The following is an 18,471-nucleotide window of genomic DNA, read 5'->3' as shown; positions in this document are numbered from 1 at the left end:
ACGTAGGGAGACGACGGCGTAAGGAGATCGGCATGTCCGAGATGGATGACGAGCAAGAGCCGTGGATTAAGCGGCCGCAGGATGACCGGAGAAGGCGCAGTGCGCTTGGCGCATCTACAGCAAAGCGTCGTGCCGAAAACCCGCCTTTCACATGCTGGACCGATGACGCCGAGACCATCGATCTCTTTATCGATGGCAGGCACCGGGCGCAGGTGCTTCCCTCTTCCGCACTGGCCCGGCTATACGATCCCGATGGAAACGACGCCGGTTCGTTCACTCTCCTGTGGTCGGAGTGTCCCTATGCGGCGGTCGAACATCGGTTGGGAATCGAGCGTGTCGCCGAAGTTCGCGACGAGAGCATTGACGGCGGAGGCATCGTCAGTCCGCTCCTGCGCGAGGCCGCCGAACGAGGGGCACGCGCATTTCGCGAAAGCCATTCCGCTGTGGGGGAGGCTGCTCACTACCTTGAACGGGCGGCCGCGGTGGCCGATTTACTTGGCATGGAGCCCTCTGCGGAGAGGCAGATCTGGAGACGCTTGATCAATCGGGCGCTGGACGCTTTGACCGGTCACAACGTGTCGATGGCGCTTGAGTTGACGGAAAGCGCGCTCGTCGGTATCGACCGCGACGCAATCCTGGATTGGCAGGTCGCCTGGGTCGATTGTGAGCGCGGGGCCGAGGCGCTTCGGCGCATACTTCTAGCCCAGGCCACCCGTTAGATGCCGCTGCATGTCTGTTCGCATGGGTCGGAGGCATGGATGACAGGCTCGCTTTGGCTTTGGGCACCATTGTTTCGTCCCTGAAAGCACGTGTTCTGATATTACAGGCAGAAGCGAGCTGCTGCATCTGTGAACCGTTTCCGGGATGCGGATTGCTGGGTGATTAGCGTCGCTAGACACGTTTGAGGTGTACTGCGGCGGACTTGCGCCATCCTGGGTGAGTACGTTGTAGAACACCTCGCGACAGATGGTGCGTTCATCGATGCGAAGGGTTTCCTTGTGCAGGACAAAACATCTTGCGGTGTTACGTGTGAACATACAGCTTCGGCAACCCACGACTATCAGGCAAAAAGAGCCGGGCACCCTGGATGATCTCGGGTGTCCATAACCCGTTCGCGCCTTTCGACTCCGTTTTGTCTACGGTGTACGCTGCGAGCTTATCGAACTATTGACACCGTCCTCGTCGCTCGAGATTGACGCAACTCCGCATGGCATTGAAAGGCTCACTTTCAATGCCGACCGCTGCTCGCCATTTCTCGTTCCCCAGAACAAGTGTTCCCCCGAGGTATATTGCACCTGGAGCTGAGCGCGGCTCAGATGGCTCAGATGGCGAGGTTGACGTTGGCCGACGTGGTTGCGTTTTTTGCACAAGTAGCGCCAGGCCACGCAGGAAAACCGGCGCCGCGCCGACTATCTCCGATCGAACGTGACCTCAATTCTTCAACGTGGACGGGCATTTCGCGCTTTCTTTGAAGAAAAAAATCCTGCAAGAAAGATTCTGTCGTTTCAGGGCTTTGAAAGCAATGAACGGCGCGACAGGCGGGGGAAGACGGCGGCGCTATCGTTTAATGGGTGTCATCGCTGGGGTAGGACACAATTCTATGAATATAGCCAAGATTTTTCAGTCATTGATAGGCGCCAGTCGGCATGCACGCAACGCGATCAAGGTTCTTCATTTGACGCTCGCTACGCCTTCGTCGGTCGGCCTTGGCGGTAGAGATTGTCTTTCCGAGCATTCTCATTGTCTGAATAGGAAGGCCTGGGTGGGCCGCGCGTTGCGCCGATTGCTCTTGCTGCCCCTTCTGGTTGTTGCCTCCATGCCAGCCATGGCCTCGCAAGCATTCGCGTCTAATCCGACGGTCGCCAGCGTCGCCGTTCCGGCTAACGGAACCTATGCAATCGGTCAGCACCTCGACTTCGGCGTGACCTTCAGCAGCGCCGTTACGGTCACAGGGACGCCCCGGCTCGGCCTGACGATTGGCTCGCAGTCTCGCAATGCCGACTATTCTTCCGGCAGCGGGGGCACGACACTCACTTTTCGCTATACGATAGCTGAGGGCGATCTGGATGCTAACGGAATTTCCCTTGGGTCACTGCAACTCAACGGTGGGTCAATCCTCGATTCGGGCAGCGTTGCCAATCTCGTCCTGAACAATGTGGGGTCGACCGTCGGCATTCTGGTCGATGGCGTTCGGCCAGTCGTAAATTCCACAACCCCCGACGCCGGAGCTCAGCCCACGGATGCAAGCGTTGTGTTTGCGGTGGCATTTTCCAAAGCCGTTTCCAATGTGAGCACGGATGATTTCAGCCTCTCGACAACTGGAACTGCCGCCGGGACGATAGCGAGCGTCTCGGCAGCAAGCGGCTCTTCGGTCAACGTAACGGTGAGTGGGATTGCCGGAACGGGCACAATCCGGCTCTACACAATTAGTGGCACGGACATCGCCGACGGGGCAGGCAACGCTATGCTCGCGGGTTTCACCGGCGGCATGGTGCACACAGTAAGCCCAGCCGCACCGACTGTCACCGTCTCGGCCTCCGAGAGCAGTCCGGCGCTTGGCGCGTCGGTGACCTTCACCGCCACGCTGGGTGGTGGCGCGTCGCCGAGCGGAACCGTCACTTTCAAGGATGGCGCCACTACGCTGGGCACCGGCACCATTTCCGGCGCCACCGCAATCTACTCCACCTCGGCCCTGACCAGCGGCGCGCATTCCATTACGGCCGAATATGCAGGCGATGCCAACAACTCAGCCGCCACCTCCAACGCCGTCACAGTTACCGTAGCCACGCCGACGATCTCCCTGACACCTTCGAGCCTGCCCAACCCCAAAGTGGGGGCGGCGTACGGCTCCGTTTCGTTCTCCGCCACCGGCGGCACGGGGCCTTATACATTCGCCGTGACGAATGGGGCGCTTCCCGCGGGCATGACCCTTTCGACCGCCGGCGTCCTCAGCGGCACGCCAACGGCGGGTGGCAGCTTCCCTACGATTACGGTGACGGCGACCGACGCGAATGGCGGCACCGGTACGCGGGACTACACCCTCACGGTCACCGCGCCGACCATCTCGCTCTCCCCGACGACCCTTCCAGCGGGGGCCTTCGGCGTTGCCTACCCCACGCAAACCATTGTCGCCACCGGCGGGACCGGGCCTTACACGTTCGAGTTTGCGCCCATGCTGCCAAACGGTATGACCTTCAACACCGCGACCGGTGCGGTGGCAGGAACGCCCACCCAGAGCGGCTACTTCCTCTTCGCAGTGAAGGTCACGGACAGCTCGACGGGTGCAGCCGGCCCCTATAGTTTCCAAACTTTCGTGAACATTACCATCGCCGCACCCGCCGTCGTTCTCGTGCCCGCAGACGGCACGACACTGACGGCCGGGGAGGTTGGCGCGCCTTACAGCGACACCTCGATCTCAGCTACGGGCGGCAGTGGGGCGATGTATTATTCCGCCACAAGCCTACCGACTGGGCTGTCAATCAACTCGGCGACCGGCGCCATCAGCGGCACGCCGACGGTGGCCGGTACCTTCCCCTTTACGGTCTGGGCCGCAGGTATGGCGGGCGGCGCCTCTTCAGCCGATTATGAGATCGTGATCACCATGGCGCCGCAGTTGTCGATAGCCGATATCAGCCAGTCGGAGGGCAATGCCGGCACCACGAATTTCAACTTCACCGTATCGCTGGACAAACCGGCCGGCGCAGGCGGAGTGACGTTTGATGTTTCCACGGCGGACGGCACGGCGAGCGCCTCTGGCGATTATGCAGCCAAGTCTTCGACTAGCCTGAGCATTGCCGCCGGCAGCACCAGCGCGACGTTTACAGTGATCGTCAACGGGGATACCGACCTCGAGCCGAACGAAACCTTCTTCGTCAATGTCGCGAATGTCTCCGGTGCGACGGTCCTCGACCACCAGGCTATCGGCACCATTGTCAATGATGACGCGGCGCCCGGTCTCCCCACGATCTCCGTTTCGGCTTCCGACAGCAATCCTGTACTCGGTGCGCCGGTTACCTTCACTGCCACGCTGGCGGGTGGCGCATCGCCAACCGGGGTCGTCACCTTCAAGGACGGCGCCGCCACGCTGGGGATCGGCACGATCACCGGCACCGCGGCGACCTTTGTTACCTCGGCGCTCACCCTCGGCCCGCATTCCATTACCGCCGAATATGCCGGCGACAGCAACAATACGGCTGCAGCCTCGGCGGTCGTCACCGTCACAGTCGGCCAGGTTATCCCGACGATCTCCGTCTCAGCTTCCAATAGCAATCCTGTGCGCGGTTCACCGGTTACCTTTACCGCCACCTTGGCGGGCGGCGCATCACCCACCGGCACTGTCACCTTCAAGGATGGCGCCGCCACGTTGGGAACCGGCACGATCACCGGCACGGCGGCGACTTTTGTCACCTCTGCGCTCAGTCTCGGTCCACATTCCATTACCGCCGAATATACCGGCGATACCAATCATGCAGCTGCGACCTCGGCGGCCGTCAACGTAACAGTTGCAGCCCCAACGTTCGTCTTCTCCCCCGCGGGAGGGGCTCTGCCTGACGGAAGGGCCGAAACAGCCTATAGCCAATCAATAACTGCGATCGCTTCCGGTAGCACGACCCCGATTGCCTATGCGGTCACTTCGGGAACGCTTCCGTCCGGATTGACACTCGATCCTGCAACGGGCGCGATAAGTGGAACCACGATCACGGCTGGAAGCTTCAGCTTCACGATCACGGCGACGGACAGCGCTGTCCCGCCCAATCGCGCTGCAGCGAGCTACACAGTGGCTGTAAAGCCTGTGGTGACTTTCTCCTTTTCGCCAGCGGGAGGCGCGTTGGCAGAGGCCATGCCTGCCGAGGATTACAGCCAGCAGATTTCCGCGACAGGCGGAACCGGCACGCTGACCTACAGTCTCGGCTCGGGCGAATTGCCGGCGGGCATGGTTCTCAACACCTCAACTGGGGAACTGACGGGCCCGCTGGATGTAAACGCAGAAGTGAAGGAATACAGTTTCACCATCGGGGTGCGCGACGGCGCCGGTGCGACCGGAGCGGCGCGTTACACCCTCAATGTGAAAGAACGCATCGTCACCGTCACCGACAAAACGATCGTCGTTGCGGCCGGCGGAACGCCCGCCAATGTCAATCTGGAACACGGTTCCACTGGCGGGCCGTTCACCGATGCCGAGTGGACTTTTGTGGAGCCGGCCAATGCCGGCACGGCGAGCATCGTCAGAGGAGAGTTCGCACAGGCGAGTGGCTCCACGCCTCTCGGCTGGTATCTGAAGTTCATCCCTGACCCGGCCTTCTCGGGCACGGTACGTGTCGGTTTCACGCTGACGAGCTCGCTCGGAGCCTCAGACAGCGGAACCGTGACCTACAAGCTCGGCTACGATCCGGCCAAGGTCGCAGAGGCGATTGATGGTCTCGTGCACGACTTCGTCCGCACGCGGCAGAGCATGATCTCATCGACGATCAAGGTTCCGGGCCTTCTGGACCGCCGGCAGGTGGGGAGCTCCGCCAACCCGGTTACCGCCCGCATGACCCCATCGGAAGAAGGCATGACTGCCAACTTCTCGACCAGCCTTGTACAGATGGAAGCGGCGCGTGACAGCGCGGACGGCGTCGCCGGCAGCTATTCCTCACCGTTCAATATTTGGATTGACGGTACGCTGATGTCACATAATCGGGAGGAGAATGGCGGAAAGTGGGGCAGCTTCGGCATGATCAGCTTGGGAGCTGACTATCTGCTTTCGGAGAAGGCGCTGGTCGGCCTGTCGTTCCACTTCGACCGGATGACCGATCCGACAGACGCCGACGCGGAGCTGAGCGGCAACGGCTGGCTGGCTGGTCCCTATGCCTCCTTCGAGATCGGCAAGGGTGTGTTCTGGGATACGAGCCTGCTCTATGGTGGCTCCGCCAACGATATTGATACTTCCTTCTGGGACGGCGGCTTCGATACGACGCGATGGATGATCGACACCGCGCTTATAGGTGAGTGGCAGGTCGATGAGGTGACAGTCCTGACGCCGGAACTTAGAGCCGTCTACTTCAACGAGGAGGTCGAGGACTATGCGGTTGGCAACGCGGCGGGCGACGAACTCACCATAGATGGTTTCAACGCAGAACAGTTCCGCGTGAGCCTTGGGGCTGAGATCGCCCGATCCTTCACGGTCGAGAACGGTTCGACGCTGACACCGAAACTTGGTGTCACTGGCGGTTATTCCGGTCTCGATGGTTCGGGCGCGTTTGCTTCACTTACCGCCGGTCTGACACTGGAGACCGCCGATTTCTGGATGCTTGAGGCAAGCCTGCTTTTCAACATCGAGGGCGATGGACAGAAATCCGTTGGCGGCAGAGCGACGGCCTCAAAGCAGTTCTGAATGTCTGACGTTCAAAAGGCGAAGCTGCGGTGAAAGTCACTGCGGCCAGACTGCAAACAAACCCCGTCAAATTCTGGCGGGGTCAGACTGCTGACAAACCCTTGGCGAGAGCTGGGGGTTTGTGATTCACTGGGTCATGTTGACAAACCCGTTCCCGAACAGACATCTCTCGAGATGGTTACGCTCGATAGCTTGGTTTCGAAGGATCACCTGCTTCGCAGAATAGACGCGGTGATCGATTTTTCCTTCATGCACGATCGTGTTGCAGGTCTTTACTGGGCCGATCACGGCCGCCCGCCGCTCGATCCGACCTTGATGTTCAAGTCCTCACCATCACCGAGGCACTGGCACACCGTCTTTCAAGCGATAACTCGCACTGCACTACCGTCTTAAGCCTGCCGGGCAAATGAAATCATGGGGAAGGCTCGATAACGTTAAGAACCACCTCCGCTTCGGGCCGCCTATAGTCTTGGCATATTAGCTCTCCGTCAATCCCAAGGCAGCAGTTGCCAATGCCGGATCATCGATCACGACGGCAAGAAGAACATTCGTTTCTACGAATATCACGGTTCGCCACGTCGAACGCCATTCCGGAATTTTCATTGGCCCAAGTTCCAGTGCCGTTTGCTCGAGGCGGCGCCCGCATTGGAAAGGTCGTCGTTCGGCAAACATCGTTAGTGGAACCGAAACGGCTGGGGAGAGTTACAAGACGTCTGCGATCTTCCTGTAGCGATCTTGAGCGCCCGGATCTGGCCCTTAACCCTCCATCTGCCGCTCCAAATCGCTGTCGTTTCGCAATGGACCTGCAAAATGCGTATAAAAAGTTTTCTTGAAACCACCTTCGGACCCGGCGACATCCAAACGGTCGAAACGGTGCTCGACGAATGGCGCAAGCGGCAGTCGCTGCCCAGGGATCACCCAGATACCGCACTAGCGGCGGCTATCTTGCTTAGCCTTTTCCGGGCGGGTCATGACACCGTCCCCAAACTCCAACTTGCCGCCAGCCGCCATAAGGGCCTGATTGATCTTGTTTCGGTCTATGAGCCGACGCGCGCGGGAAAATGGCCCCGGACAAAGACCAGCCAAACCAAGTGACGGGGGGCGCTGCACCCGACGGCGTCGCGAAGGCTCTGCGAAGGGGCTGAATATTTATCCAGCCTTGACTGGACAATGCGATGCCCGGCCCTATCTGGCGCGTTGCTACAGGGCTAGTTGTGAGCTGAACGTGGCATCGGCTCGAGGACATTGAGACACATGACGACTGCATCGGCGGAAAAATCCGCCCCTTGGATTTATGCTCTCCTCGCGATCTTGGTCGTGTTGCCCTTTACCGCCGACCTCATGCTGCCGCTCGGCACCGCCGTCTGGGTGGTCTACATTCTGGCGGCCGCCGTATCCTTCTTTGCCTGGCGGCAAGAGGTGCCCATCATAGTGGCGCTCGTGTCGACCATCCTGATCGTCATCGGGTATTTTCTGGCTCCGAGCGGTGTCTCCGAAAGCCTCGCTCAGATCAACCGCTCCCTCTGCGTCGCGACCATTTGGGTCCTGGCGGCCACCGGCTTTGCGTTCATCCGGAACAAGACCGAGGTTCGTCGCCAGGAGTGGTTGCAGGAGGGCCAGGTGGGGCTTGCTCGGCGCATAGCGGGCGAGCAGACGATCGATCAGCTCTCTGACAACGTGCTCGACTATCTGACGTCCTTTCTTGGTGCACAGAGTGCAGCGATCTTTATCCGCAAGGACGCCACCTTCTGTCGCAAGGCTTCGTTCGGCGTGCCGGACGATGCGCCGGTCCCGCAGTCGGTCGCAATCGGAGACGGTCTCATCGGTCAGGTCGCGAAGGATGGCAAGACCATCACACTCACGGCCGTCCCGGAGAACTACCTCTATGTCGGCTCGGGTCTTGGCCGCGCGGTTCCACGCAATCTCTTGATGTTTGCCGCACAGGATAACGGTGTCGTCAACGCTGTTTTGGAATTCGGCTTCCTCAACGATAACCAAACGGACGCCGCCGCGCTCGTTGAACGGCTGTCTCCCATGATCGGCATCGCCATCCGTTCGGTGGAATATCGCGAAAGCTTGCGCGACCTTCTCGAAGAGACGCGAGAACAGGCGGCCGAACTTCAGGCACAAAGCGACGAGATGCGCGCCGCCAATGACGAGCTCGAGGCTCAAAGCAGGTCCTTGCAGGATTCGCAATCACGGCTGGAGCTTCAGCAGACCGAACTGGAGCAGAACAACGCTCAGCTTGAGCGGCAGACACGCGAACTCGAGGCACAGCGCGACGACCTCGCTGGCGCCAAACTGGTGCTGCAGCAGCAGGCCCGAGACCTGGAAAAGGGAAGCCGCTACAAATCCGAGTTCCTCTCCAATATGTCGCACGAGTTGCGGACACCATTGAACTCGTTGCTCATCCTTGCCCAACTGCTCGCCGACAACAAGGCGGGCAACCTGAGCGCGGAACAGGTCAAGTTCGCCAACACGATCAAGTCCTCGGGTAACGACCTTCTGCTGCTGATCAACGATATCCTCGACATATCCAAGATCGAGGCCGGCCAAGTCGAGGTGCAACCTCGCTCGGTCGCAATTGCCGATATCGTCGGCAAGCTGAAGGGCATGTTCGAAACCACCGCCGTCGAGAAAGGGCTGAAGCTTCGCACGGACATCCAACCCCAGACGCCGGCGACAGTCGTCACCGACCCGCTGAGATTGGAGCAGATCCTCAAGAACTTCCTCAGCAACGCGATCAAGTTCACGCATAGTGGCGAAGTTGCGCTGGCTATCGAAAAGAGCGGAGGACGCCATATCGCGTTCAGCGTTCGAGACACCGGGATCGGAATTTCCGAAGAACACCAGCAGGCGATCTTCGAACCGTTCCGGCAGGCCGACGGCACGATCAGCCGCAGATACGGCGGAACCGGTCTCGGACTTTCGATTTCGCGCGAACTCGGTACCATGCTCGGTGGCCGCATCGAGGTGGAAAGCCTGGAAGGGAAGGGCAGCACTTTCAAGCTCGTCCTGCCTCTGGAGCTTGAAGCGGCAGTACCGATGCCGACCAGAGCGTCTGTCGTCGCCCGGCCGACAATTACACACACGCCACCCTTGCAGGCGCGTTCCTCGCAAGAGGGATCAACGATCAGCAGCCCGCCCAAGCTGATCCCGGACGACCGCGGCAAATTGACGGCCGGTGGACGCGTTATGCTCGCAGTCGAGGATGATGCGACTTTCGCCGAGATCCTTTACGATCTCGCCCACGAGCTCGGCTTCCAATGCATTGTCGCCGGCACTGCGGAAGATGGCGTCATTCTTGCCCGCCAGTACCTTCCACATGCCATCATCCTTGATATCGGTCTTCCCGATCATACGGGCCTGTTCGTACTCGACAGGCTGAAACATGATTTGCGGACCCGCCACATCCCCGTGCACGTCGTCTCCGCGTCCGATTACGTTCGCCGTGCGCGCGCGCTGGGCGCGGCTGGATACACGCTTAAGCCGGTCAAGCGCGAAGAACTGGTGCAGGCGCTGGAAGGCTTGGAGCATAAGATGCTCGAACCCGTTCGGCGCGTGCTCGTGGTCGAGGACGATGCGACGCAGCTTGAAAGCGTGCAACTGCTCTTGGGCTCCCGCAATGTCAGCACGGTCGGCGCCAAGACCGCAGCCGAATGCCTGGCAAAGCTGAGAGGCGAGACGTTCGATTGCATGGTGCTGGATCTGACCCTGCCCGACGCCTCGGGCCTGGATGTGCTCGACGAACTGAGCCAGGACTCGTCGATCGCCTTCCCGCCGGTCATCGTCTATACCGGTCGCGACATAACCCCGGACGACGAGCTGCGCCTGAGGCGATACGCCAAATCCATCATCATCAAGGGAGCAAAGTCGCCCGAGCGCCTGCTCGACGAGGTCACGCTTTTCCTGCACCAGGTCGTCTCCACGCTTCCAAACCAGCAGCAGGAAATGCTGGCAAAATCGCTCAATCGCGATGAAGCGGTGCAAGGCCGGCGGATCCTGATCGTCGAGGACGACGTGCGCAATGTCTATGCCTTGACCAGCATCTTCGAAACACATGGCGCCAGTGTCACCATCGCCAGAAACGGGCTGGAGGCATTGAAGGCAATAGACGAGGGGCAGCAGCAAGGCACCGGCACCGGATCGCCATTCGATCTCGTGCTCATGGACGTGATGATGCCCGAAATGGACGGATTGACCGCGGTTCGCGAAATCCGCAGGCGGCCGGGTCTGAATAGCCTGCCGATCATCATGCTGACGGCAAAAGCCATGCCTCAGGATCAGCAGCAGTCGATCGACGCCGGGGCCAACGACTATCTGGCCAAGCCGCTTGATGTCGACAAGCTTCTATCTTTGGCGCGGGTCTGGATCTCGCGATGACCGACGCTGCAATGCCTGCAAGCAGGATTGACGAGATCGAGCTCACCTTGCTGCTGGAGGCCATCTACCAGAAGAGCCACTACGACTTCAGGGGCTATTCCCAGGCATCGCTGGCGCGACGGATGGAACAGGCGAAGGTCCATTTCGGGTGCAGCAGCCTCTCCATGCTTCAGCACCTTGTGCTCCATCAGCCCTCGACTTTTCGTGAATTGCTCAATTTCCTGACTGTGCAGGTGAGCGAGTTGTTCCGCGATCCCGAGTATTACCGTGTGCTGCGGGAGAAGGTGATCCCGCACCTGAAAACCTACCCTTCGCTCAAAGTCTGGGTTGCGGGCTGCAGCGATGGAGAGGAGCTTTACTCTCTCTCCATCCTTTTTCGGGAAGAGGGTCTCGAAAACCGCACCATGTTCTATGCGACAGACATCAATCCGGCTGCGCTGAAGAAGGCGGAGGCGGGCATCTATGCGCTGGATCGCATGGCGCGCTTCACCGAGAACCACCGTTTGTCCGGCGGAAGGTCGTCGCTGTCCGACTACTATACCGCGGCCTATGGCTCGGCCGTTTTCGACAAATCGCTGCGGGCACGCACCGTCTTTTCCGAACATAGCCTGGTGAGCGACCAGGTGTTCTCGGAAGTCCATCTGGTCTCGTGCAGGAACGTGCTCATCTATTTCGACAGGGCGCTGCAGGATCGCGCTATCGCTGTGTTCGATCACTCGCTCGTGCATGGCGGGTTCCTCGGGCTCGGTATGCAGGAGACCTTGAGCTTTTCGGCATATGCAGACCGGTTCGATGTCTTTGGCCGGGCTGAGAAAATCTACCGCAAGCACACGCGGCATCATATCAATGAAGGAATGCGTCATGGCTGACCGTGACACCGTCAAGTTCCTGATCGTCGACGATCTGGAAGAAAACCTCGTTGCGCTCGAAGCACTGTTGCCTCGTGATGGGCTCGAGATCATCAGAGCCGGTTCCGGTGCTGAGGCTCTGGAATTGCTGCTGGTCCACGACATCTCTCTTGCGCTTCTCGACGTGCAGATGCCGGGTATGGACGGGTTCGAGCTGGCCGAAGTCATGCGCGGGCCCGAGCGCACGCGCAGCATTCCCATCATCTTCCTCACGGCCCTGCCGGCCGACGAAGCACGGCGTTTCCGGGGATACGAGGCAGGTGCCGTCGATTATCTGCAAAAGCCGATCGACCCGATCGTTCTGCACAACAAGACAGCCGTCTTCTTCGAATTGGCACGCCAGCGAAATTCGCTTCGCGCGCAGACCGCAAAGCTCAACCAGGCACTCGAGCTGATCCAGGCACATACAGACAACTCGCCGATGGCGTTCATACAGCTGGATTGCCAGTTTCGTGTGACATCCTGGTCGAAAGGGGCCGAACGCATGCTCGGCTGGGCGGCGCAAGGTGCAATGGGCCGCACATTTGCCGAGCTTGAGGTGTTCCGACCAAGGGATGCCGAACAGTTCGCGTCACTTGCAGCGACGCTCGTGGAGGATGGAGCAAGCGGAAGGGGCGTTTGCGAACTCGTCGCGCGCGATCGCAAGGGCACGCTGTTCACCGGCGAGTGGTATCTCTCCGCGCTTTACGATGCGCAGGGCCGTCTGTCATCCATGAGCGTCCAGGTCCTCGACGTCACCGGCCGCAAACGCGCCGAAGAAACGCAGCGTCTGCTGATCGGCGAACTCAATCATCGCGTCAAGAACACGCTGGCAACTGTTCAGGCCATGGCGGCTCATACACTCCGGTTTACCGGTGATCCCGCCTCGTTTGCACAAACGTTCGGCGGGCGCATTCAGTCGATGTCAAGGGCGCATTCAATGTTGAGCGCGGCAACCTGGCGGGGGGCAAAGCTGCATGAGATCGTCGAAGACCAGCTCAGGCTCGGACTGATCGACGAGGACCGTTTCACGCATGGGGGTCCGGCGGTCTATCTCAAGCCCCAGGAAGCTCTTCATATCGCGATGATCGTGCACGAACTCACGACCAACGCCATCAAGTATGGAGCCTACTCGGTTGCCGAGGGCCGAGCGCGGCTTGACTGGCAGTTCAAGGACGGGATGCTCTATCTGCGATGGGTTGAGGAAGGCAAGAAGGGCATCGAAGCGACGGCACCAAAGGGATTTGGAACCACGTTGATCGAGCAAAGCGCTAGGGCTGGGGGCGGATCCGCCCACATGTCAATCACGGCAAACGGGATCGAGTGGCATATCAAGCTTTCGATCGAAGACGTACCTGACGGCGCGGACGGCCAATCGCCGCTGACGTCGGCGAGTGAAAGTGATCGGATCGCTGCCATGGGCGATGTCTTGCCTTGTCAAAAACCAAGCCGGGCACTGATCATCGAAGATGAGCCGCTTGTCGCTCTCGATATTGCGACGTTGCTCGAAGCCGACGGGTTTGAAATCGCCGGCATCGCTGCGAGCATTGACGAGGCGTTGACCATCATCAAACACGCCGATATCGACGTTGCGCTCCTTGACGGAAACTTGCGCGGACAAGCTGTCGACGCCGTGGCTTCGGCACTGCAGGAGAGGAAAATCTCCTTCGTGTTTGTGAGCGGCTACGGCCGGGAGAACCTTCCGGCGAGATTTAAGGGCGTTCCCGTGGTCGCAAAGCCGTTTAGCGACCAGCAGCTTGTCGATGCCACAAGAAGTGCGATGGCCGCTGCCATGGCCACCTAGAACGCTGCGAATTCACGCGTATGGTTGTGATTGGCGCCGACGGCGCGGCCATGCGGCGTCGGCCGATCTGCTGCGACGTGACGTTGGCGCACCGAAGCGTTGGTCAGCAGTTGCCATGCATTGGCAACTGCCGGGCCGATGGATGTTATGCCGGGTCCCCATTGGTTTCTCCGCCGACTTTGTGAATTTCGCGAGACATCGGGCATCTCGTTGATGCGGATCACAGGACAGTCGTGGAAGCGCGACTGCATGATCCTGCTGCCCTTGCCGAGGGTATGGATCGGTCGAGATTGTGCCTCAGATTGAGATGCCGCTACCCGTGACCACTATCGGCGCACAGTTCGCTGTGAGCCGAGGAAGTGAAGGGGGATGTGCCTTTTAATCGCGGACGGACAAGCCAGTGCGGTCGGCCGCCCAGGCGACGAATACGGCTTTAAGATGCTCGGCGGCCGGCGAAAGGCTGTGCTGGCGGCGCTGCAAGAGTGAGACGTCTCGCATCACGTCCGGTTCGATCAGGTCGATAGTCGCGACACGAACGGCGGATGCGAGTTGGCTGGAATTCTCCGGCAGGACGGCAACGCCCATGCCGGCGGCGATCATGCTGATGGCGGTCGTCGAGAATCGCACCTCGTACTTCGGCCGAAAGTTCGGCACGACGCGGATAAGGTTGTGTTCAACGATGTTGCGCAACGGGTTGGCCGCTGCAAGCGTGATAAGGGATTCGTCCTTCATTTCCTCCCAGCGCACGGACTTTCGTTTGGCGAAACGGTGGTCCTCCCGGCAGACGAGCATCAGCTTGTCACGCAAAAGTGGGGTGGCGGTGATCTCGGGATCTTCTTCGGATAGCGTGCCGACGGCGATGTCGACTTCGTTGCGCTTGAGCGCGGGGCTGATCGCCTCCTCCGGCATGTCGCGGATGCTGACGGAAATCTCCGGATATATCCGCAGGAACCGGGCGATGATCGGCGGCACGATGGTTGCGGCGAGCACGATAGCTGCAGCGACGGTGACCTGACCGCGTTTCAGCGAGGCGTTGTCGCGCACGTCGCCGACAGCGAGCTCCAGGTCTTTCAATATCTTGCGGGCCTGCGGCAGGAACTCCTGCCCAACCAGCGTCAGCGATACCATGCGCGTGTGGCGGTCGAAGAGGCGCACACCGATTTCCGACTCCAGGTCCCGGACGAGGATGCTGACCGCCGATTGTGTAAGGTGAAGGTTCCTTGCGGCGATGTTGAACTGGCCGAGTTCGGCCACCGCGATGAAGGCCCTGAGTTGCCGCAGGGTTATATTCATGGACGCGACGCCCTCCTTCGGACATGCCGGTTGTACGGGTTACATCAAACGATGGTGCAGCCTCCTCTGTCTAGCCCGCAAGAGTGGGTTGCTCACTGTGATCGGCGGTTTTACCCGCCATGAGCAGTCCCAGTTCCTCGAGGCGAGCGCGGTCCGGTGGCAGTTCCCCGAGGATTTCGCCGTGGAACATCACCAGGATCCGATCGCAGATCGCGAAGAGTTCTTCGAGTTCCGTCGAGATCAGCAGGATCGCCTTGCCGCTTTCGCGCTGCTTCAGCATCTCCTCCATGACGAATTCCATCGCGCCGATATCGATGCCGCGGGCAAGCTGGTTGACGAGGATGAAATCGGGATTGCGCGCCAGTTCCCGCGCGACGACCAGCTTCTGCTGGTTGCCACCGGAAAGGTCGCCAATGCGCTGATTCTCGTTGTGGCACTTAATGCGGAAGCGCTTGATGAGGTCGCGGGTATGCGTGCCGATTGCGCGCCGGCTGAGCATGCCGCGGGCGGCAAAGGGCGGCTGGTCATATCGCTGGAGTATGGTGTTCTCGCTGAGCGAAAGCGACTGCACGATACCATGCTTGTGGCGATCTTCCGGGATATGGGAAAACCCGTGAGCATTGATGCGGGCAGGGGCAAGGCCAGTGATGTCCTTGCCGTTGAGCACGACGCGGCCGGAATCCACGGGTAAAAGGCCCGAAAGTGCCAGTGCCAACTCGCTCTGGCCGTTACCGGAAACGCCGGCGACGCCGACGATTTCGCCTGCGTGCACGCCGAGGCTGATGCCGCGCACCGCCGGAAGCCCGGTTTCGCTACGACAGATGAGGTTTTCGACCGACAGCACGAGCCGACCGGGGGCGGCCGCACTGCGGACAAGCTCCATGCCAACATCGCGCCCCACCATCATGCGGGCAAGGCCTCGCGCATCCGTGTGATCGACGCTGACGGTATTGACCACGCGCCCATCGCGCATGACGCTGATGCGGTCGCTGACCCGCATCACCTCGTCAAGCTTGTGCGAGATGAAGACGACCGTCTTCCCATCGGCGACCAGGTCACGCATCAGGGTAAGCAGGCGGTCGGTCTCCTGCGGCGTCAGCACAGCAGTAGGCTCGTCGAGAATGAGGAGATCGATACCGTTGAACAGAGCCTTGAGGATTTCGACGCGTTGCTGTTCACCGACGGAGAGATCCTCGATGAGGGCGTCTGGGCGTACGTCGAGCGCATATCGATCGCTGAGCTCGCGGATTTTTGCATGGACCTTGTCGATGTCGTTGATGACCCGAAACGCCGATCCCCGGCCGAGGATATAGTTTTCCGCGACGGTGAGGTTCGGCACCAGCATGAAGTGCTGGTGCACCATACCGATGCGTTGGCGAATCGCCTCGCGCGGGCTGTTGAAGCGAACGGGGACGCCTTTGTAGACGATCTCCCCCTCATCCGGGCGCACCATGCCGCAGATCATACTCATCAGCACGCTCTTGCCGGCACCGTTTTCACCCAGCAGCGCGTGGATTTCGCCCTCGTCGATTTGAAGCGACACGCCATCGCTGGCAATGATGGGGCCGAACCGTTTGTGGATATTGTCGATACGCAGGAAAGGTCTGGAGGACATATCCGTTACCTCATCTCGTAGGGCTGGCCGAGCTTGCTTGGCGCAGCGCCCTTGCCGCGAACGAAGACAAGCGTGATGATCGTCATGATGTAGGGAAGGGCTTGCAGGACCTGGTAGGGCACCACGACGGACGCCTGTGCCTGGAGCATGAGTTGCAGGGCGTAGAAGAGGCCAAACAGCAGCGAGACGAAGAAAGCCCCGATTGGGGACCACCTCGCAAAGACCACGACGGCAAGCGCGATGAAACCGCGCCCCGAGGTGATGCCCTCGACGAACTGGTTGGAATGTCCGAGTGTCAAGAACGCGCCGCCGAGGCCGGCCAGACCTGTGCCGACCATCACTGCTGCGTATCGGTATGTCGCGACGTTGCGGCCCGCGACGTCGACTGCTTTCGGGTGTTCGCCCACCGCGCGCAGTGTCAGGCCGAAGGCGGTTCGATAGAGCACGAGGGTGGCGAGGATCGCAGTAAGGATTGTGCTGTAGACGATGAGGTTCTGGCGGAAGAAGGCTTCTCCCAGGAAGGGCAGATCGCTCAGCCAAGGGATATGGACCGGCTGGGCAATCTCGATGCCCTTGCCGGTCGAGACGTAATAGGTGCGGAACAGGAAGGCAGTGAGGCCCATCCCCAGAAGGTTGAGTGCCGCGCCCACCACGATCTGGTCTGCCTTGATGGTAATTGTGAAGAAGGCGAAAACCAGCCCGAAAAGCATGCCGCCGCCGACCCCGGCAAGAAGGCCGAGCGGGATGCTGCCGGTGGCGAAGGCGGCTGCGAAACCGCAGAAGGCGCCGACCAGCATGGTGCCTTCCAACCCGATGTTGAGCACCCCCGCCCGTTCGGAAAAGACCGCCCCGATCGAGGCGAAGATCAGCGGTGTCGCGAGCCTCCAGGCCGCGCCCATCAGCGCTGCGAGGAACGTGAAAAACATCATGTCGTCCATGGTTGTGGACCTCTCTGGATCATCTTCGTCCCTTGCGGGCGTGGTTTGGCTAACGCAGGCCTGCGAACATGCCGCGGAACTTGGCGAAGGCCACGACCGACAGGATGACGATGCCTTGAATGACGAGGACGAGGACCTGCGGGACCTGCGATGTAATCTGGAGGACCTCGGAGCCGGACCGGAGCATGGCGAAGAGCCCGCCCGACAGGATCGCGGCAAGGGGATTGTTGTTGGCGAGCAACGCCACGGCGATGCCTTCGAAACCGTAACCCGGCGAGATGTTTTGATAGAGCCTGTGCGTGACACCCGCGACCTCGAAGGCGCCGGCAAGTCCGGCCATCGCGCCGCTGATGCAGATGGCGATCATAACGTTGCGGCGCACGTCCATGCCTGCATAACGCGCTGCATGGGGGTTGAGGCCGACGACGCGCAACGCAAAACCGCGGCTGCTGCGTTGCAGGAAAATATAGAGTGCGACTGCCAACACGATCGCGACGAGGATACCGATATGGAGGCGCATGTCCGAAACGATGCGCGGCGTCCAGGCCTCGCGTACCAGCCGGGCCGATTGCGGATAGGCAGCGCTTACGTCCCTCATCGGTCCGGTGACGAGATAGCTCGTGAGGATGAGGGCGATATAGTTGAGCATGATCGTGGTGACGATTTCGCTCGCCTGGAATCGAACCTTGAGATAGCCGGCGATGCCGGCCCATGCCGCGCCGGCCAACGCGCCCGCCAGCATGACGAGCGGGGCATGGATCCAGACCGAGAGGCCATCGATGCTGGTGCCGACGAATGTCGCGGCGATCGCGCCGACATAGAGCTGCCCCTCAGCGCCGATATTCCAGATGCTGCAACGAAAGGCGACACAAAGCCCCGCACCGATCAGGATGAGCGGCGTTGCCTTCAACAGGATTTCGCCAATCGAGCGCGCATCCTGGAAGGAGCCCATCACCATCACCGTAACCACGTCTGTGCCGGTAAAGCCGTTTAGCCACAAAAGAGCAGCACCGAACGAAAGGGCGACCAGGACCGCGGCGATCGGGGTCGCGGCGCTGATAGCCGCCTGCGAGAGCGTCCGGTAGAGGGCGTGCGCTGCTTGGGGATACACGTGATCACGCGCTCCCTGGTTTACCTGTTCCATGGATCGGTCCCGATATTGGTGCGGCGTTGAA

The 18,471-nt window shown here is 60.4% G+C and carries 11 protein-coding genes and 1 pseudogene; 7 read left to right on the top strand and 5 right to left on the bottom strand.

What is annotated here, in order from left to right:
* Positions 1–32 precede the first annotated feature (32 nt).
* The 7 genes and pseudogenes from HT585_RS14025 (at position 33) to HT585_RS13995 (ending at position 13,450) form a co-directional block, all read left to right on the top strand.
* Positions 33–719 (top strand): hypothetical protein, encoded by a 687-nt coding sequence (locus HT585_RS14025; RefSeq protein ID WP_176353521.1) that lies wholly within the window; start codon positions 33–35, stop codon positions 717–719.
* Positions 720–1,444: 725 nt separating this feature from the next.
* Positions 1,445–6,376, top strand: a complete 4,932-nt coding sequence (locus tag HT585_RS14020; protein ID WP_176353520.1) for an Ig-like domain repeat protein — start codon at positions 1,445–1,447, stop codon at positions 6,374–6,376.
* 174 nt (positions 6,377–6,550) lie between these two features.
* Positions 6,551–6,703 (top strand): annotated as a pseudogene (locus HT585_RS14015) (transposase); the annotation flags it as partial.
* A gap of 483 nt (positions 6,704–7,186) precedes the next feature.
* Positions 7,187–7,471, top strand: a complete 285-nt coding sequence (locus HT585_RS14010) for a hypothetical protein (RefSeq protein ID WP_176353519.1) — start codon at positions 7,187–7,189, stop codon at positions 7,469–7,471.
* A gap of 159 nt (positions 7,472–7,630) precedes the next feature.
* Positions 7,631–10,759 carry a response regulator gene (locus HT585_RS14005; RefSeq protein WP_176353518.1) on the top strand — a complete coding sequence of 1,043 codons (3,129 nt, stop codon included), beginning with the start codon at positions 7,631–7,633 and terminating at the stop codon, positions 10,757–10,759.
* On the top strand, positions 10,756–11,628 hold the full coding sequence (locus HT585_RS14000; protein ID WP_281410680.1) for a CheR family methyltransferase: 873 nt from the start codon (positions 10,756–10,758) through the stop codon (positions 11,626–11,628). Before HT585_RS14005 ends, HT585_RS14000 begins: the two co-directional genes overlap by 4 nt.
* Positions 11,621–13,450, top strand: coding sequence for a response regulator (locus tag HT585_RS13995; RefSeq protein WP_176353517.1), 1,830 nt, complete (start codon positions 11,621–11,623; stop codon positions 13,448–13,450). Before HT585_RS14000 ends, HT585_RS13995 begins: the two co-directional genes overlap by 8 nt.
* On the opposite strand, the gene HT585_RS13990 is transcribed toward HT585_RS13995, so the two are convergent.
* The 5 genes from HT585_RS13990 to HT585_RS13970 form a co-directional block, all read right to left on the bottom strand.
* Entirely contained in the window at positions 13,447–13,701 is a 255-nt protein-coding gene (locus HT585_RS13990) for a hypothetical protein (protein ID WP_176353516.1), read from the bottom strand. The genes HT585_RS13995 and HT585_RS13990 overlap by 4 nt on opposite strands.
* Before the next feature lie 127 nt (positions 13,702–13,828).
* Positions 13,829–14,743: a LysR family transcriptional regulator gene (locus HT585_RS13985; RefSeq protein WP_176353515.1), complete on the bottom strand. Its 915-nt coding sequence runs from the start codon at positions 14,741–14,743 to the stop codon at positions 13,829–13,831.
* A 70-nt stretch (positions 14,744–14,813) separates the two neighbouring features.
* Entirely contained in the window at positions 14,814–16,358 is a 1,545-nt protein-coding gene (locus HT585_RS13980) for an ABC transporter ATP-binding protein (RefSeq protein WP_176353514.1), read from the bottom strand.
* Positions 16,359–16,363: 5 nt separating this feature from the next.
* Entirely contained in the window at positions 16,364–17,287 is a 924-nt protein-coding gene (locus tag HT585_RS13975) for an ABC transporter permease (protein ID WP_425513759.1), read from the bottom strand.
* A 58-nt stretch (positions 17,288–17,345) separates the two neighbouring features.
* A complete protein-coding gene (locus HT585_RS13970) occupies positions 17,346–18,440 on the bottom strand; it encodes an ABC transporter permease (protein ID WP_176353512.1) in 1,095 nt (364 codons plus the stop codon).
* Positions 18,441–18,471 lie beyond the last annotated feature (31 nt).

The organism is Ensifer oleiphilus, assembly GCF_013371465.1.
GTDB lineage: Bacteria > Pseudomonadota > Alphaproteobacteria > Rhizobiales > Rhizobiaceae > Ensifer > Ensifer oleiphilus.
The sequence above is the reverse complement of the archived record's forward strand: the minus strand, read 5'-3'. Positions and strand labels throughout refer to the sequence as shown.

What these genes read in the sequence shown, in the direction of transcription:
- HT585_RS13985 (WP_176353515.1), bottom strand. Translation starts at nt 14,743, where the DNA reads ATGAATATAACCCTGCGGCAACTCAGGGCCTTCATCGCGGTGGCCGAA.
- HT585_RS13970 (WP_176353512.1), bottom strand. Translation starts at nt 18,440, where the DNA reads ATGGAACAGGTAAACCAGGGAGCGCGTGATCACGTGTATCCCCAAGCA.
- HT585_RS14005 (WP_176353518.1), top strand. Translation starts at nt 7,631, where the DNA reads ATGACGACTGCATCGGCGGAAAAATCCGCCCCTTGGATTTATGCTCTC.
- HT585_RS13990 (WP_176353516.1), bottom strand. Translation starts at nt 13,701, where the DNA reads ATGCAGTCGCGCTTCCACGACTGTCCTGTGATCCGCATCAACGAGATG.
- HT585_RS13995 (WP_176353517.1), top strand. Translation starts at nt 11,621, where the DNA reads ATGGCTGACCGTGACACCGTCAAGTTCCTGATCGTCGACGATCTGGAA.
- HT585_RS14025 (WP_176353521.1), top strand. Translation starts at nt 33, where the DNA reads ATGTCCGAGATGGATGACGAGCAAGAGCCGTGGATTAAGCGGCCGCAG.
- HT585_RS13975 (WP_425513759.1), bottom strand. Translation starts at nt 17,287, where the DNA reads ATGATGTTTTTCACGTTCCTCGCAGCGCTGATGGGCGCGGCCTGGAGG.
- HT585_RS14010 (WP_176353519.1), top strand. Translation starts at nt 7,187, where the DNA reads ATGCGTATAAAAAGTTTTCTTGAAACCACCTTCGGACCCGGCGACATC.
- HT585_RS13980 (WP_176353514.1), bottom strand. Translation starts at nt 16,358, where the DNA reads ATGTCCTCCAGACCTTTCCTGCGTATCGACAATATCCACAAACGGTTC.
- HT585_RS14000 (WP_281410680.1), top strand. Translation starts at nt 10,756, where the DNA reads ATGACCGACGCTGCAATGCCTGCAAGCAGGATTGACGAGATCGAGCTC.